Origin of the sequence: Actinomadura sp. 9N215 (assembly GCF_044326345.1) — a bacterium.
GTDB lineage: Bacteria > Actinomycetota > Actinomycetes > Streptosporangiales > Streptosporangiaceae > Spirillospora.
Window position 1 is genome coordinate 76,152 of record NZ_JBIRBA010000034.1, and the last position, 15,359, is coordinate 91,510.

At 70.1% G+C, this 15,359-nt stretch carries 15 protein-coding genes and 1 pseudogene; 9 read left to right on the plus strand and 7 right to left on the minus strand.

Annotated elements, in window-relative coordinates; translation table 11 throughout:
• Window positions 1-128: 128 nt before the first annotated feature.
• Window positions 129-1,748 (minus strand): MFS transporter, encoded by a 1,620-nt coding sequence (locus ACH34T_RS38395; protein WP_396025908.1) that lies wholly within the window; start codon window positions 1,746-1,748, stop codon window positions 129-131.
• A gap of 93 nt (window positions 1,749-1,841) precedes the next feature.
• Here ACH34T_RS38395 and ACH34T_RS38400 point away from each other — a divergent pair, with 93 nt between their 5' ends.
• The gene (locus tag ACH34T_RS38400) at window positions 1,842-2,336 is read left to right on the plus strand and encodes a winged helix-turn-helix transcriptional regulator (RefSeq protein ID WP_396025909.1); all 495 of its coding nucleotides are present in this window, start codon (window positions 1,842-1,844) and stop codon (window positions 2,334-2,336) included.
• Between the two features lie 287 nt (window positions 2,337-2,623).
• Here the strand turns inward: ACH34T_RS38400 and ACH34T_RS38405 are convergent, their stop codons facing one another.
• On the minus strand, window positions 2,624-3,484 hold the full coding sequence (locus ACH34T_RS38405; protein WP_396025910.1) for an LLM class flavin-dependent oxidoreductase: 861 nt from the start codon (window positions 3,482-3,484) through the stop codon (window positions 2,624-2,626).
• 149 nt (window positions 3,485-3,633) lie between these two features.
• Between ACH34T_RS38405 and ACH34T_RS38410 the strand changes: the two genes are divergently transcribed.
• Window positions 3,634-4,194, plus strand: coding sequence for a hypothetical protein (locus tag ACH34T_RS38410; protein ID WP_396025911.1), 561 nt, complete (start codon window positions 3,634-3,636; stop codon window positions 4,192-4,194).
• A gap of 45 nt (window positions 4,195-4,239) precedes the next feature.
• On the opposite strand, the gene ACH34T_RS38415 is transcribed toward ACH34T_RS38410, so the two are convergent.
• On the minus strand, window positions 4,240-5,022 hold the full coding sequence (locus ACH34T_RS38415; protein WP_396025912.1) for a helix-turn-helix domain-containing protein: 783 nt from the start codon (window positions 5,020-5,022) through the stop codon (window positions 4,240-4,242).
• Window positions 5,023-5,108: 86 nt separating this feature from the next.
• Here ACH34T_RS38415 and ACH34T_RS38420 point away from each other — a divergent pair, with 86 nt between their 5' ends.
• From ACH34T_RS38420 to ACH34T_RS38430, 3 genes are all read left to right on the plus strand, one after another.
• Complete coding sequence (locus ACH34T_RS38420) at window positions 5,109-5,543, plus strand: hypothetical protein (protein ID WP_396025913.1); 435 nt, start codon at window positions 5,109-5,111, stop codon at window positions 5,541-5,543.
• Window positions 5,544-5,659: 116 nt separating this feature from the next.
• Window positions 5,660-6,997, plus strand: a complete 1,338-nt coding sequence (locus ACH34T_RS38425) for a zinc-binding dehydrogenase (protein WP_396025914.1) — start codon at window positions 5,660-5,662, stop codon at window positions 6,995-6,997.
• A 19-nt stretch (window positions 6,998-7,016) separates the two neighbouring features.
• On the plus strand, window positions 7,017-7,460 hold the full coding sequence (locus tag ACH34T_RS38430; protein ID WP_396025915.1) for a MerR family transcriptional regulator: 444 nt from the start codon (window positions 7,017-7,019) through the stop codon (window positions 7,458-7,460).
• Between the two features lie 163 nt (window positions 7,461-7,623).
• On the opposite strand, the gene ACH34T_RS38435 is transcribed toward ACH34T_RS38430, so the two are convergent.
• Together ACH34T_RS38435 and ACH34T_RS38440 are read right to left on the minus strand one after the other, a co-directional pair.
• Window positions 7,624-8,676: a S1 family peptidase gene (locus tag ACH34T_RS38435; RefSeq protein ID WP_396025916.1), complete on the minus strand. Its 1,053-nt coding sequence runs from the start codon at window positions 8,674-8,676 to the stop codon at window positions 7,624-7,626.
• A 1,093-nt stretch (window positions 8,677-9,769) separates the two neighbouring features.
• Entirely contained in the window at window positions 9,770-10,063 is a 294-nt protein-coding gene (locus ACH34T_RS38440; RefSeq protein WP_396025917.1) for a hypothetical protein, read from the minus strand.
• 453 nt (window positions 10,064-10,516) lie between these two features.
• On the opposite strand from ACH34T_RS38440, the gene ACH34T_RS38445 reads away from it, so the two are divergent.
• The 4 genes and pseudogenes from ACH34T_RS38445 to ACH34T_RS38460 all read left to right on the plus strand — a co-directional run.
• Complete coding sequence (locus tag ACH34T_RS38445) at window positions 10,517-10,930, plus strand: DUF4158 domain-containing protein (RefSeq protein WP_396025918.1); 414 nt, start codon at window positions 10,517-10,519, stop codon at window positions 10,928-10,930.
• Between the two features lie 31 nt (window positions 10,931-10,961).
• Entirely contained in the window at window positions 10,962-11,345 is a 384-nt protein-coding gene (locus ACH34T_RS38450; protein ID WP_396025941.1) for a Tn3 family transposase, read from the plus strand.
• 290 nt (window positions 11,346-11,635) lie between these two features.
• The gene (locus ACH34T_RS38455; protein WP_396025919.1) at window positions 11,636-12,913 is read left to right on the plus strand and encodes a pentapeptide repeat-containing protein; all 1,278 of its coding nucleotides are present in this window, start codon (window positions 11,636-11,638) and stop codon (window positions 12,911-12,913) included.
• A 183-nt stretch (window positions 12,914-13,096) separates the two neighbouring features.
• A pseudogene (locus tag ACH34T_RS38460) lies at window positions 13,097-13,879 on the plus strand (tyrosine-type recombinase/integrase); the annotation flags it as partial.
• Between the two features lie 186 nt (window positions 13,880-14,065).
• Here ACH34T_RS38460 and ACH34T_RS38465 read toward each other — a convergent pair.
• Window positions 14,066-14,617, minus strand: a complete 552-nt coding sequence (locus tag ACH34T_RS38465) for a GrpB family protein (protein WP_396025920.1) — start codon at window positions 14,615-14,617, stop codon at window positions 14,066-14,068.
• Window positions 14,618-14,811: 194 nt separating this feature from the next.
• The gene (locus ACH34T_RS38470; RefSeq protein WP_396025921.1) at window positions 14,812-15,321 is read right to left on the minus strand and encodes a winged helix-turn-helix transcriptional regulator; all 510 of its coding nucleotides are present in this window, start codon (window positions 15,319-15,321) and stop codon (window positions 14,812-14,814) included.
• Window positions 15,322-15,359: the final 38 nt, after the last annotated feature.

Below are 15,359 nucleotides of genomic sequence, written 5' to 3' on the forward strand. Positions count from 1 at the left end.
CCGCGCCTAATGGATTACGATCGGGTAACTACGCTTGCGGCCCGGCATCGGTCAAGCGCCGGTCTGGACGAGATCCGTCAAGCGGCCGTCTCGACGGATCCGTCAAGCAGCGGTCTCGACGAGATCGGTCAAGCGGCGGTCTCGACAGGGTCGTGGGCGGGGTCGCCACTCTCGGGAGGCCGGGCGGCGGCGCGGGTGCGGAGGCCGAACGCCGTGACCAGGGCCGCCAGCAGGGCCGCGGCGAACGGTACGGCCAGCGCGGTCCGGATGGCGTCCAGGCCCGCGTCCCGGGATCCTTCGCCGCCGAGCGCCGCGACCTGGACGGCGGTCACCGTGGAAAGGCCCAGCGCCGTGCCGAACTGGATCGCGGTGTAGAAGAGGCCGCCGGCCAGGCCGTGCTCGCTCTCGTCCACGCCGTCCGTGGCGGCCATGGTCAGCGGCCCGTACGCGAGGGCGAACGCCATCCCCAGCAGCGCCATGATCGGGAACATGATCGTGTAGGCCCAGTCGAGCCCGACCGGCAGGAACAGCCCGTACGCCACCGCCGCGAGGACGAGTCCGCCGAGCAGCACGCGGAGGTTGCCGTAGCGGCCCACCAGGCGCGGGGTGAGCGTCGGCGCGAGGACGGTGTCGATGCCGAGGACGAGCATGGCGAGGCCGGTCTGCCAGGTCGTCCAACCACGGAGTTCCTGCAGGTACAGCGTCATGAGGAACTGGAACCCGGCGAACGCGGCGAGGAACAGCGCGGCGCTGAGGTTCGTCCGGACGAGCGCGGCTGAGCGGAGGATTCCGAGCCGCAGGAGCGGGCTCGCGGCCCGGCGCTCGATCACGACGAACGCGGCGAGCAGCGCCAGCCCGCCGGCGAAGACGCAGCCGGTGAGCGCCGCACCGTGGGACGGCCGCTCCAGCCGGACGACCCCGTACGCGAGCAGCAGCATCGCACCGGTGACGCTGAACGCCCCCACAAGATCAAACCCACCACCCGAGTGCCTGCGCCTCCCCACGCCCAGCCCGCCACCCGCACCACCCGCACCGCCCGACCCGGCGTAGGGCTCGCCAGCGCCCGAGCCAGCGCGGGACTGGACGCCGTCCATACCAGCGCGGGACTGGACGCCGTCCGAGCCGGTTTGGGGCCCGGCGGTGTCCGACCGGGCCTGAGGTTCGGCGGCGTCCGGCTCCTTGATCAGCGGGACCGCGGCGATCAGGATCAGCGCCGCCAGGATGACCGGGGCGAAGAACACCCAGCGCCAGCCGATCGAGGTCAGCAGCCCACCGGCGACGAGGCCGAGCGTGTAGCCGCCCGCGGCCGTCCCCGCGTAGACGCCGAGCGCCTTCGTGCGCACGGGACCGGCCGGGAACGTGGCGGTGACCAGCGCGAGCCCCGCGGGCATCATGAACGCCGATGCGACGCCGGTGACGAACCGGGCGAGCAGCAGCATCCAGCCTTCGGTGGCGAACCCGCCGAGTCCGGAGAACGCGAGGAAGACCACCAGCCAGAAGAGGAAGACGCGGCGGCGGCCCAGCAGATCCGCGGCCCGTCCGCCGAGCAGCATGAACCCGCCGTAGCCGACGACGTAGGCGCTGATGACGCCGCTGAGCATCCCGGTCGACAAACCCAGGTCCGCCCGGATCGACGGGAGCGCGACGTTCAGCATCGCGACGTCGATTCCCTCCAGGAAGACCGCGCCGCACAGGACGAACAGCGACGCCCAGGCGCGTCCGTCCAGGCGGGCCGCGGATGTGGACATGGGCAGGCTCCTCTCTCGACGAGAGCCCGGTTCCCGAACGGGACGCCGGTTCCCTCTTGTTACCGACTGCATCCTCAGTCACCATCGGGAGACATGGAAGACGGAACTTTCGCGCCCCCTGGTTACTGCGGGGATACCGCCGCCGAGGAGGACGTCCTGCAGTGGGACACCCGCAACGACTGCGAGGTCCGGCAGATCCTCGACCGCATCGCGGACAAATGGTCGCTGCTCGTCATCGCGCTGCTGGACCAGCGGTCGCTCCGCTTCACCGAGCTGCGCCGCCGGATCGACGGCATCAGCCAGCGGATGCTCGCCAGGACGCTGCGGCACCTGGAGCGGGACGGGCTCGTCAGCCGAACCGTCCACCCGACCGTCCCGCCGCGCGTGGACTACGCCCTCACGCCCATGGGCTCGACCTTGCACGAGACCATCCGCTCCCTGGTGACCTGGACGGAAGCGCACCAGAACGCGATCGCCACCGCCCGCGCCACCTACGACGCCCGCGTCGAGGCCGAGCGAAAGGCCGCAGCACAGGAGGCCGCCGAACGCACCGCCCTGGCCCGCGAAGTCCTCAACGCCCACCGCTGACCGCACACAAACAACCACCCGCTGACTGACCACACACAAACAACCACCACTAAGCGCATACGACCGCCCACCACTCACCACCGACTGCACCCGAAAGACCACCACTCACCGCTCGCCGCACACAAAGACCGCCACTCGCCACACCAAATCACCGCCACTCGCCACCAACCGCCGACGAACGACCAGCACTCGCACTAACCGCACACGAACGAGCGCCATTCGCCGGTGGCGGCACATGCACGAGCGCCGCTCAGCGGTGGTTGATTCAGATCTTGGCGGGAGCGTGGCTAGAGGACCGGTGGGCCTTGTTCGATGCGGCGGAGGACGGGTGTGAGTTTGTCGATGTCGTCGGTGTCGATGCGCTGCCGTTCGTCCCACCAGGTGGCGCCCGCGTCGCTCAGCGGGCCGATCAGGTCGCGCGCCTCGGCGGCACCGGCCGGGCTGACGCCGCCGACGACGATCTCGAACGGCCCGTTCCCCTCGCCTCGGTGCTGGTGGACGTAGGTGGCCAGGTCCCGGACGTTCTCGGCGGACGGTGCATAGCCATGCGAATCGGGGCCGAACAGCGGGACGGCGCCGTCCCAGCGGGCGGCGCGGCGCATCGGACGGCGGTTCGGCCAGAACCCGGCGGTCCAGACCGGTGGACGGGGCCGCTGCACCGTGGCGGGTAGCAACGTCACGTCCTCGACCTGGTAGTGGCGGCCGTGATGGGTCACCGGCTCCCCGGACCAGAAGCGGGCGAGCAGGTCGAGGCCTTCGTCCAGGCGTTCGGCCAGCAGGGCCTTGTCGGTCGGTTCACCGAAGGCGCCGTATTCGTCCGCGACCGGCCCGCCCAGGCCCGCGGCGAAGATCACCCGTCCGCCGCTGGCGGCGTCGAGCGTGGCGACCTGGCGGGCGAGTTGCTGCGGTCTCCGCCGCGGGACCGGCGTGACCAGGGTGCCCAGCTTGATCCGGGTGGTCGCCAGCGCCGCCGCCGTCAGCAGCATCCAAGGATCCCCGAAGGTCTTGCGTTCGACCTTGTCGTAGACGACGTGGTCCCAGACGAACAGGGCGTCCCAGCCGGCCTGCTCCGCCGCGGACGCGACCCGCGCCACGGTCCTGACGTCGGCGAAGTCCCCGAAGTTCGGGACGTTGATCGAATACCGCACACGGGCATCGTCATCCGCCGCACGGCACGATCGCAAACGAATAAACCGGCCCGGCCGCCGCCTCGCATCAGACCTGATCTATCCGGCATGACCGCATATGCCAAGATCCACAAGGGACAGCGGGAGCGGCCTCGCCGGAAGATTCAAGCGTGCTCGGACGCAGGACCAGACGTGAAGCGGAGGCCGCCGACGCGCTCGACCGCGCCCGCGCACACCCCGCGGGCTCGACCCAGCGTTTCGCGGCGCTCGACGAGCTCATTCACCTCGACGTCAAAGCGGTCGTCGAGCAGGCGCTCGCCCTCTGCCGCGGCGAACGGCCGGACGATGTGCTGGTCGGCCTCCAGGCATTGCAGAACCTGCCGGCGCGGCTCATCCCTCGAAGCCAGTGGCCGCGGATCAGGCAGGTCACCGGCGCCTTGTGCGCCCCCGGCCAGCGGGACGCCGAACTGCTCGCCGCCGCGATACCCGTCCATGTCGACGCGCTCGGCGACGAACAGGACCCCGCGGACCTGCTGAGAACGATGTTCCGCCACGACGACGGCCGGGTCCGGGCTGCCGCCGCCACGTCGGCGGCCAGCGCACACGACCCACTCTCGTTGCTCACCGCGCTCTTCGCACTCCTGGACGAGGACCCGCTGCCGGAGGTCGCGACAGCCGGTCGCGCGGTCGATACCGAAAGGGACGGGGCGGCCTGCTGGTCGCGCGGTTGATGGCGAGAGGGACGGGGGGTGCTGGCGTAGCGCAAGGCAGTTGGTTCAGGTGTGTTGGGCCAGGATGGTCGCTGTTTTCTCGTCGGCGGGTAGGAATGCCTCTAGGCGCAGTTCGGACAATGTGACGTCCACGGCGGTGGCGAACGAAGTCAGCGTCGTGATGAGGCGCAGTTCGCCCTCGTCGACCCGTAGGCGCAGCGGGACGGCGAAGCCGAGGTGGTCGGCGGACGGTTCCGCGTCGGGCACGTAGCCGTCCAGTTCGGCGATGAAGTGCTCCAGTGCTGGGTCGGGGCTTCGCCGAGCCCGGTCGCGGAGGCTGCCGGTGATGTGGCGGCCCCACTCGGTGAGGTTCTCGACCCGGCGGGCCATGCCGTCCGGGTGGAGGGCGAGGCGCAGCACGTTGACCGGTGGTTCCAGTAGTGCGGGCGCGGCGCCCTCGGTGAGGACGCCGAACGCCGCGTTGGCCGCGACCAGTTCCCCGTACGAACGGACGACGACCGCCGGGTAAGGCAGGTGCCCGTCCAGGATGCGGTCCAGCGCCTCACGCACCGGCCCCAGTTCGGGCGCGTCGAGCCTCGTCTCGGCGTAGACCGGCGCGTAACCGCCGGCGAGCAGCAGTTCGTTCCGCTCCCGCAACGACAGCCCCAAGGCTTCGGCGAGCCGCACCACCATGGCGCGTCCGGGCCGTGATCGGCCCCGTTCGAGGAAGCTCAGGTGGCGCTGGGTCGTGTCGGCTCGGATCGCCAGGTCGAGCTGGCTGACGCGGCGTCGTGTCCGCCATCGTCGCAGCTCATGGCCGAACTGGCCGGATCCCGCGAGCACCGTCATGTCTCCATTCATACTGAGCGTCCGCGCCGCCGCGATTCCCCGCAGGGAATCGCGGGACCGCCGTCGCCCGCCCAACACTGCTGCTCATGAGCAACCCAATCGATGTGAAGCGTCTGGTCGACGGTTTCGTCGCCCAGTGGAACGAGCCCGACCCGGCGGCGCGGAGCGCGCTCGTCCGCCGGTTGTGGGCGCCCGACGGAGTGCACGTCCTGGTGGACCCCCCTCAGGAGATGCGGGAGGCCGCCGCATCGCTCGCCTTTCCCGTGCCGCCGTTGGAGGTCCGCGGCCACGATGCCTTGGACGCCAGAGTGACACGCGCCTACGACATGTTCATCGCGTCCGGTGATCACGTCTTCGAGGCGGCCGGTGATCCGTCCGTCCTCTCGCCCGATGTGGTGGCCCTCCGGTGGACGATGCTGTCCACCCGCACCCGCGAGACCGTCGGCGGCGGCCTCGACGTCCTTTCCCTGGACGGCGAAGGCCGTATCCGCACCGACCACCAGTTCATCGACGCGAGCTGACATCCCCCTTTCCGCCCGCCGCCGGGACGGACGGTGTTCCGGGCTTGACTCTGACGCACGGGTCAGGGGTTAGCGTCGCGAGGTCGTGCAGGGTCTATGCGTTGGGAGCGTCCTGAATGCCCGGTAGATCTCGCGAAGTGCAGCTTGCCGTCCAGCCCGATGGCCTGCCGAAACCCGAGCATTTCGCCGTCGTCGAGGCGCCGATGCCGGTCCCCGGGGACGGCGAGGTGCTGGTCCGGAACCGCTTCTTCCACGTCTCCCCGGCGTTGCGCACCCTGATCGGCGGGAGCGTGAAGGGCGCGCCGTTCCCGCGGCTGCGTCCCGGGGACACGTTGTACGGGAAGGCGATCGCCGAAGTCATGTCGGCGCCGCCGGACGCGGGCGTGCAGCCCGGGGATCTGGTCCAGCCCTGGCTCGGCTGGCGGGAGTACGCGGCCGTCCCCGCCGGTCAGTGGTCACCGCTGGACGACGCACTGCCCGATCCCGCGGCCCACCTGGGGCAGGCGGCGATCGCGTACACGGCGCTGACGCGGGACGCGCGGCTGCGTCCCGGCGACACCGTGTTCGTGTCCGGTGGCGCCGGCGGGATCGGGTCGCTGGCCGGGCAGATCGCCCGGGCGCTCGGCGCGGGACGCGTCATCGGCAGCACCGGCTCGCCGGACAAGGCGAAGCGGCTCGTGACCGAACTCGGCTACGACGCCGCCGTCCTCCGCAGGACCCCCGCCCTCGGCACCACCGACGCGCACCCCGAGACGAACGCGCATGACGAGACGAACCCACTCGCCGCAACGGACGCCCGCCCCGTAACCGACGCACTCGCCGCAACGGACACGCAGCACGAGCCCGACGCACTCGCCGCAACGGACACGCAGCACGAGCCCGACGCACTCGCCGCAACGGACACGCAGCACGAGCCCGACGCACTCGCCGCAACGGACGCCCACGCCGGGACCGACGCACTCGCCGCGACGGACACGCATCGCGGGACTGGCGCCCTCGCTGGGGCGGACGCCCACCGCGAGGCGGTCGTGCCCGGCGGGACGGATCCATTCGTCGACCAGCTCGCGAAGGCCGCGCCGGACGGCATCGACGTCCTCGTGGACAACGTCGGCGGCGAGCAACTCCAGGCCGCGATCGCCGTGGCCCGTCCCGGCGCGCGGTTCGCCATCGTCGGCACCCTGGCCGGGCAGCTGTCGCCGGACCTCGCCGGCGCCACCGCGCCCGTCGAGATCGACACCTTCCAGCTGATCGTCAAGGGGATCGAGATCCGCGGCTTCGGCAGCTCCGCCGAGGACGCGGCGGGCCCGGAATGGACCGAGCGCTTCGGCGGTTGGCTGCGCTCCGGGGAGATCACCTTCCCGCATGTGCGTGTCGCGGGCATCGAGAACGCCCCGCGCGCGTTGCACGAGATGATCGGCGGACGGCACCTCGGGACCGTCATCGTCGAACTGTAGGCGTCAGGACGGAGCACCGATGCGGATCAGCGACGCCGCGGCGGCGGCCGGGACCACCCCGCGGGCACTGCGGTTCTACGAGCAGCGCGGCCTGCTGCCGCCGCCGACGCGCACCTCGGGCGGGCAGCGCCGGTACGGGCCGGGCGAAGTGGCGCGGGTGCGGACCATCCGCCGGCTGCTGTCCGTGGGACTGACCGTCGAGGACCTCCGCGGCTGCGCCGGCCTCCTCCACCTCCTGGACGAAGACACGACGCCGCCGCACAACGGCACGGGATGCGGGCAGGGTTCCGGGATAGCGCGCCGCCGGCTCGACGCCCTCGACGCGGAGATCGCCCGCCTCACCCGCCTACGCGACCGCCTGGCCACCCAGGTCGGCCTCGCCGGGCAGGACGCGCCATCCGCCGCCCCCCGAACGAAACACCCGGCCGCCACGCCCGACGACGTCCCCGTCCCAAGCCGCTGACGCCCAGCCGCTGACGCCCTGCCGCCCTGCCGCCCAGCCGCCGCAGCCACCGCAACCGTCGCTGCCGAGCAACACCGGCATCGGCGTCCGACCACCCCTCACGTGCGGAAAGGATGTGGGGCTCCCGGCGCGCGCCGGGAGCCCCACATGGACGGAGCTCAGATCACTTCAGGGTGGCGCCCTGAGCCTGAAGCGCCTCGTCCAGCGGCTGGAAGAACGACTGGAAGTTGCTTCCGCAGCCGCCGGTGGTACCGCCGGAGGTGATCCCGACGGCGATGTTGCCGCTCTGCAGCGAGCCGCCGCTGTCGCCGGGCTGGCTGCAGGCGGTGGTCTCGATCATCTGGCGGACGGCGCCCTCCTGGTAGTTCACCGTCCGGTCGTAGCCCACGAGCCGCCCGGACGTCGTGCCGGTCGTGGAGCCCTTCTTCTGGATCTGGGTTCCGACCGCCGGACGTCCGACCTCGGTGAGCTGGGCGTTGTCCAGCTGGATCTGGCCGGCGCTGCGGATCGTGCCGTAGTCGTCGCCCGGGAACCTGCTGATCTCCCGGGTGCCGACGGTCTGGCCGCCCGCTGACCAGGTGGCGCCGATTCTGGTGCAGTGCCCGGCGGTGATGACGTACTCGACACCGCCGGCGACGCCGATCGCCGACACCGAGCAGCGCGAGCCGCCGGTGGTGATGGCGTCGCCGGGTCCGAGCGTCAGCCGCGGCGCCGCCGGGACGCGCTTGATCTGGACGGTCTGGCCGATGGCGCGGGCCCGCTTGACGAACGCCGTGGTGGCGGCGTCGTTGTCGTTCTTCGGCACGCTGACGACCACGGCGTTCGACATGACGTCGACGCCCCAGGACAGCCCGGTCGTGCCGGACGTCCCGGCGAGCCGGTCGAGCTTCGTCTTGGCGGCGGTCAGCGGCTTGATGCCGTGCTCGACGATGCGGGCCTGGACTCCCGCAGCGCGGACCCGCTCGGCGGCGGCCGCGCTGGTCACGTTGACGACGAGGTTGCCGGCGCCGTCCACGAAGGAGCCTGCGTGCTGGGAGCCGAGCCGGCCGGTCAGCTGATCGGCCAGCGCCGTCTGCGGGAGGTGAGCGAGCTGGACGGTCCCTGTGGAGTGGGTCTGGGCCGTTGCGGGAACGGTCCCGAGCGCGGGGAGCGTGATCAGCGCCGCGGCACTCAACAGCGGGGTCACCGCGCGTTGGAGGTGCGATCCACGGTTCACTCTGGTTCCACCTTTCGCCGCCGACCACCTTGTCGACGGCATCTCTCGGGGGTTGGCGGGGGGCCACGAGCCTGGTGGTAAAGGCGTCGTGTTGGCAGCAACGTACTTCGATGCAGTGTCAACAACCAGATTTCAACCCATCATTGAAATTTCAGGACGTCCTGAATGCGCGCCCCTCTCGGCGGCCGCCGATGACACCCCCGACAGGACGAAGACCAGGCGTTTTACACCGCCGCCCGCCGCCTTCGCCCATGGGAATCGAAGACACGGAGCGCGCTGCCACCAGAGCCGTCAGGTACGCTGCGCGCCCCCCAAACCCGCCCGCCGTGCCCAACCAGCTCCACAGAAACCTTGACAACCCAACACCCGATGTAAAGATCAGCTTCACCAAAGCAGAGGCGAACCGTCACCGGCGAAGACCTACACAAGGACGATTTCTCGACGTGGCCGGACGAGCCAAACGAGTGACGAAATCTCCATATACCACTCTTCGCAGTCACCACCGAGGGAATGGCGCGCTACAAGAAACGATCCCAATTAAGAAGACGCTCGGATGGACGGCGCAAGCCGGGGCGAGCGTCCGCCACGAACTTTCCGGACGTTCGACTCGGACACACCCACGCGTTGACGCGATACCTGCCACACAAAAGGAAATGCAGGCCACAACGCTAATAGAAGTCGTGCCCGGCAGCAGGTTGGGCGATGGCGCTAGTCGCAGGCCGTGATGACGGCGGCTTCACCGGCACCAGCAGCGGAGACGGCCATGACCGCAACGTCCAGCATCGTTTCATCACCGTGTACGAGGCCAAGTGCATATGGGTGCCTCCGGCTGAGGTGGCGTCGATTTCAGCCTGGCGGCAAACCGCGCCGTTTCCCTTTCCTTGGTGATGTATCTGTGCTTGAGGATCGGCAGTCCATGACCGTTGGCCGGGAACCAGGTCACGGTGAGCCACTGGCTCACCCAGGATTATCTGATTTCTCGGAATCTAGGCGAAAAGGCTCAAATCACCATCTGTCGCGTTGGGGGCGTGCGGTCAGCCATCTCTCTGCGAACACATCGCGACATCGGCGAGCCCGTCGTCCGTCGTGCTCGCTATTGCGTCACGGGGCCGTCAAGGGCGATTCCGTAGAGGTGCGAAACCCGGAGCCTGATGATCAGGCGGTGGTCCCGCACCATCCGCTCAAAGAACTCCGCTTCATCTGCCGAGTCCGCGACCCGGAACGCCGACAGAAGTTCCCGGCCGACAGCGTCGCCCGGCTGCTCCGTCGCTTCCGAGACCACCGCCTCGCCCTCGGCGACGGCGTAGGAGAGGACGGTCTCTCCCTGCACCTGGAAGGTCGCACGCGGATCCGCCAGGAGATGGCGCACCTTGATGCGTCCGGCCACCGACGGGATCCGGATGATCCGCTCCTCGGGTCCCAGTTGTAGACCATCGAGGCCAAATGGGGCTGGCCGTTGCGCTTCAGGGTCGCCAGCACGCCCAGCTGTTGCCCGCCAAGGATCCGAACCGCCTCCTCCTCAGTGATCGCGCGAGGACTGGGCCCCTGCCCAGGACGGTATTCCGTGGTGTTCTCAGTCATGTCGATCAAGCCCTTCCAGTGACGGAGGCCCCGCCAAGCACCGCGCATCAAGCCGCGCGGGAGCGAGGAGGGAGGCATGGGGTCATGCCCCACCCGTTCACCAGAACGATAGCAGATAGTTTAATTGCAGACGATCTGCCTCAGACCTACATGCCGTCAAACGTCGGGTGCGGCCGGAATACGGGAGAAAGGGGCCGCGGGCTGATCGATGCTGGTTAGGTGATCGGCGTCGTGTTGGTGGTGGTGTCGGGGGTTGAGGGTGACCTCGGTCGATCGGACCGCGTATCCGGCGTTCGCGAGGGTGGTCTCGGCGCGGGAGTTGGCGGAGTCGTTCACGCCAGCCGAGGCCGAGATCGAGTGGGCGCGTGGCCGTACCCAGGATGAGCGTCATCTGCTGGCGCTGGCGGTGTGGCTGAGGTCTTACCAGCGGCTCGGCTATTTCCCGAAGGTCGAGGATGTCCCGGCGGTCGTAGTCGACCATGTTCGCGGTGCGCTGCGCTGGGCCTGGCCCAGGACGTGCAGCTGGAGCGTGCGGCTACGCGGTCGGCCAAGCGGCATCGCGAGTTCGTGCGCACGCGCCTGGGGGCGACTTATGAGGCGGCCCGGGTCCGGCAGGTCGCCGAGGAGGCGATCCGCAAGGCGGTGCAGTCCAAGGACAACCCGGCCGACCTGATCAACGTGGCGCTGGAGGAACTCGTCCGCGCCTGTCCGAGCCCCAGCTCAGAGAGCAGATCACCCAGGTCACCAACCGCAACGAGGCATTCCACGGCTTCGCCGACTGGCTGATGTTCGGCGGCAAGCTCATCGGCCACAACGACCCCGACCACCAGGAGAAGGTGGTGAAGTTCAACGAGCTGATCGCCAACTGCGTCATCTACTCCACCGCATGCGACATCACCGACGCCGCCAACGACGTGGCCGCCGAGGGCCAGAGCGTCGACCTGGACGACCTGGCGACCGTCTCCCCTTACCTCACCCACACCGTCCGCCGGTTCGGGAACTGGACGCTCAACCTCACCCCGCCCGACCAGGCCCCGGCCACCCGGCTCGACCTCGAACCCCGCGTGCTGTTCGCGCCGAAGACCTGAGCCACCATTTCCGTGATGTGACAGGGAATGGCCCATTCCCTGTCACGGCCGCATCCGGCCGCGTCCGGCGTCCCCGTTCCCACCTGGCCGGCCGGTAGCGGTCCGTACCGTCGAAGGCGGCACATTCCCTGTCACACCAGCCAGCCAGGAGCCGACGTGCGCGTTCCCGCCACGCCCGAGGACACCGCCACCGCCGCAGACCCGCCAGGAGGCGACCTGCCGACAGCTCGCCGATCCGCACCGCGCCGACCGCCGGCCGCGGGGATGTGGAGCCATGCGGAGCAGATGCCATGAGCGGCCCCGAGGAGCACAGCCCCGGCGACGACCATCCCCCCGCCGAACCATCCGACCCCATCGGCCCGGGTGGGACTGATCCGGACGAGCCGGCGCGGAACGATCGCGGGCAGGGCGGCGGCACCGCACGCCCCTCGGCCACCACCAGGCGGAGCCGGTCGCTGCCGGGGCGGTCCCGAGTGCGGATCACCATGCCGACCCAGGCCGACCTCGACCGGCTCCCCGCCGAGGTGCGGATGGAGCTGCGCAACCAGCAGCGGGCCGAACGGCACCAGTGGCTCAACTCGCTGGGGATCTTGTTCGGTGTGCTGTTCACCGCGGGCAGCCTGGTTGCCAGCGGCCTGGCCCTGCGCACCGCCCAAGAAGACCTGCGCACCTCCCAGGACAACGTGCGGATCGCCAGGGAAAGCCAGCTCACCGACCGCTACGCCAAAACCCTCGAACCCCTCACCAGCGACAACACCACCATCCGCCTCGCCGCCATCCACGCTCTCAACCGGCTCCTGGCCGACTCCCAACGCGACCGCGCCGCCATCACCGCAGTACTGGCCGGCTTCATCCGCGACCGGGCCCCCACCCCCACCACCAAGGACAAAGACCTCCCCCCCGAACCCTCTGTCGACATCACCGCCGCACTCACCATCCTGGCCAGCAACCCCCACCCCGTCCCGCCCCTCGACCTCCACGGCATCCGCACCCCCCACAGCGACCTCGGCAACGCCCACTTCAACAACGCCAACCTCGGCGGCGCGGACCTGCGCAGCTCGGACCTCGGCAACGCCCACTTCAACAACGCCGCCCTCGGCGGCGCGGACCTGCGCGGCTCGGACCTGAGCAAAGCTGACCTGCGCGACGCGAACCTGCGCGAGGCGGACCTGTCCCACGCGGATCTGCGCAACGCAAACCTGACCGGCGCGGGCCTGGCCGACGCGGACCTGAGCCGCGCCTACATGCGCGGCGCGCACCTGAGCGGCGCGGACCTGAGCGGCGCGCGCCTAAGCGGGCACCGGGGCAGCGGCTCGGTTGTCTACCTGAGAGCCGGGCCCACGCCTGCGGACGGGAACTACGGCGCGGACCTGCGCGGCGCGGACCTGCGCGGCGTGAACCTGTACGAGGCGGACCTGCGGGGCGCGTACCTGTACGAGGCGGACCTGCGCGGCGTGAACCTGGACCTGGCGGACCTGCGCGGCGCGGACCTGCGCGGTGCGCGCTTTTCCGTGGGCCTAGACGAGGTCCGCCAACTGGCGGAGACCGACAAGACGACCCGGTGGTGACGCCGGGCCGTCTCGACCACGACGATCTGGACAGCTAAGGGTGGCAGGTGTGGTGATCAACTCCAGGGCCGACCAGAATCGTACCCGCGGCCTGGCCAGCCCTCTGGGCCACAGCCCCAGGACGGTGCCCTGCAACGACGCTGAGCTGCGCACCTGCCTTCGGCCGCGCAGTTCCCGGATCTGATGACCGCTCGCGCCGTTCCCGTCGCCGGTGTCACCTTGGCCGAGGCGGCCGATGCGTTCTTGGCCCGCCGCGACCTGGACGCCGACACGCTGCGCTCCTACGGCCAGACGCTGCGGCGGCTACGCCGCGAGCTCGGCGACACCGTCCCGCTCGCCCAACTCGCCACAGAACACGCCGCGGCGGCGTTCACCGCCGCGTGGGACCAGGCCGCCCCGCGGACCTGGAACCGGCACCGCTCGGCACTGCGCTCGTTCACCACCTGGGCGGCCAGCCGCGGCCAGATCACCATCGACCTCGCAGCGCTGATCGAGCGGCGGCCAGAGAAACGCGACCGCACCCGCGCCATCGACCGGCACACCGTTGAGGCCCTGCTGACCGACCCGAAGGTGCCGCTGCGGGACAAGACGCTACGGCGGCTGTCCTACGAGTCGGCGGCCCGCGCCGACGAGGTCCTGGCCCTCAACATCGAAGACCTGGACCTGGCCAACAAACGCGGCCAGATCACCGGCAAGGGCGGCGACACCCGCTGGATCCACTGGCAATCCGGCTCCGCCCGCCTCCTCCAACGCCTGACCAACGGCCGCACCAGCGGCCCGCTGTTCCTGGCCGACCGGCGCCCCGCACCCGCCCGCACCCCCGCCGACGCCGACCTGTGCCCCCACACCGGCCGCGGCCGGCTCTCCTACGAACGCGCCGAATACCTGTTCAAACAGAGCACCAAGGAACACGACCCGCGCAAACGCGGCTTCACCCTCCACCAACTCCGCCACTCCCGGCTCACCCACCTGGCCGAGGACGGCTGGTCCGCCTCGATGCTGATGGGCCTCAGCGGCCACGCCACATCCGCTCCCTGGCGATCTACACCAACGTCACTACCGAAGCGGTCGGCGCCGCCCTCGCAAAGCAAGACCCCGCCCGCCGACACCGCTGACCTCAGCAAACACCTAGCCGCGGCCCCTTTCTGCCGTCTACCGGCCGCCCCCGGACGTGACCCGCGAGGTGACGAACGACGTCTTGTCCCGGGTGTACGCCCGACGATCACGCGGGTGCCGCGTGGCGAGCTCTCGTTTGAGCCGGTCGTAGTCGGCGCGGACGCGGGCGTCGGCGCGAAGCAGGTCACGGAAGGAAAGCCAGCGGTTCCACTGCGGGTCGCCGTCCTGAACCACATGGACGTGGGCGACCCGGCGCCCCGGCCGGTCCTCCAGGACGAACAGCCACCCTCCCTGATCACCCTTGTCACCACGAAAGTCATAGCCCAATGGCCCCAGCGCCGCGATGACGTCCTCGGTGACGGCATCGGACGCGAGCGCAATCGCAACGTCGAGAATCGGCTTCGCGGAAAGCCCGGGAACCGACGTGGAACCGACATGCTCAACGGACACGGCCTTCGTCCCAAGCGCCGACCTCAACGCACTCGCGAGCCGCGAAAAGACGTCGGCCCAACGAGGGTCGCTCGCGCAGACGCGCACCTGACCGCGCGAGAGCCCCAGCCCGTGCCGCGCGACCTCATCAGCCGTCACGATCGCGCCTGGCCCGCGAAAACCCTCAGACATCGACCATCACCCGCATCCATCGCCCACCCGCATCCATCGCCCACCCGCATGCACCGACCATCCGCATGCACCGACCCGCAGGACGGACGACGACAGCCCACCACGCCTCACCCTTACCCGACCCCCACCACGACGACGCAGGTTGCGCAACCGTCCGTCCGTCACGACTTCTCGTACGGCGCGAGGCCGCGCCGGGCCAGCACCCTGGTCCCCGGTCCGGAGGCGGCGCCCGGGCCGGGCAGCACTGTCACGTCGGCAGCGGTCACCGCCTTCCCGCACGCCGAGCAGCAGACCTGCGGCGTGAATTCCGCCCCGCATTCGTGGTGCACCAGGCGCACTGGCGGACCGCCCACCGGCGTCGCCCATTTGTCACCCCAGGCCATCAGCGCCATCAGCACCGGCACGAGCTCCTCCCCGGCCTCGGTGAGGTGGTACTCGTGCCGCAGCGGCCGCTCCTGGTACGCCCTGCGCTCCAGAATGCCGTCGGTGATCAGCGCGTCCAGCCGGCGGGTGAGCAGGTTGCGGGAGATGCCGAGGTTCTCCGCGATGTCGTCGAACCGGTGCAGGCCGAGGTAGACGTCCCGCACGATCAGCGGCGTCCACCACTCGCCGACGCGTTCCAGGGACTGCCCGATCGAGCAGTGCATCTCCGCGAAGCTGGTCCGTTGCATGGCTTCAGTGTAGAGGGTTGATTCATTGAACTCACTGC

Bases quoted from the DNA above. Each gene is read 5' to 3' on its own strand.
- ACH34T_RS38395 (WP_396025908.1), bottom strand. From the start codon at position 1,748: ATGTCCACATCCGCGGCCCGCCTGGACGGACGCGCCTGGGCGTCGCTG.
- ACH34T_RS38455 (WP_396025919.1), top strand. From the start codon at position 11,636: ATGAGCGGCCCCGAGGAGCACAGCCCCGGCGACGACCATCCCCCCGCC.
- ACH34T_RS38400 (WP_396025909.1), top strand. From the start codon at position 1,842: ATGGAAGACGGAACTTTCGCGCCCCCTGGTTACTGCGGGGATACCGCC.
- ACH34T_RS38430 (WP_396025915.1), top strand. From the start codon at position 7,017: ATGCGGATCAGCGACGCCGCGGCGGCGGCCGGGACCACCCCGCGGGCA.
- ACH34T_RS38420 (WP_396025913.1), top strand. From the start codon at position 5,109: ATGAGCAACCCAATCGATGTGAAGCGTCTGGTCGACGGTTTCGTCGCC.
- ACH34T_RS38470 (WP_396025921.1), bottom strand. From the start codon at position 15,321: ATGCAACGGACCAGCTTCGCGGAGATGCACTGCTCGATCGGGCAGTCC.
- ACH34T_RS38415 (WP_396025912.1), bottom strand. From the start codon at position 5,022: ATGACGGTGCTCGCGGGATCCGGCCAGTTCGGCCATGAGCTGCGACGA.
- ACH34T_RS38425 (WP_396025914.1), top strand. From the start codon at position 5,660: ATGCCCGGTAGATCTCGCGAAGTGCAGCTTGCCGTCCAGCCCGATGGC.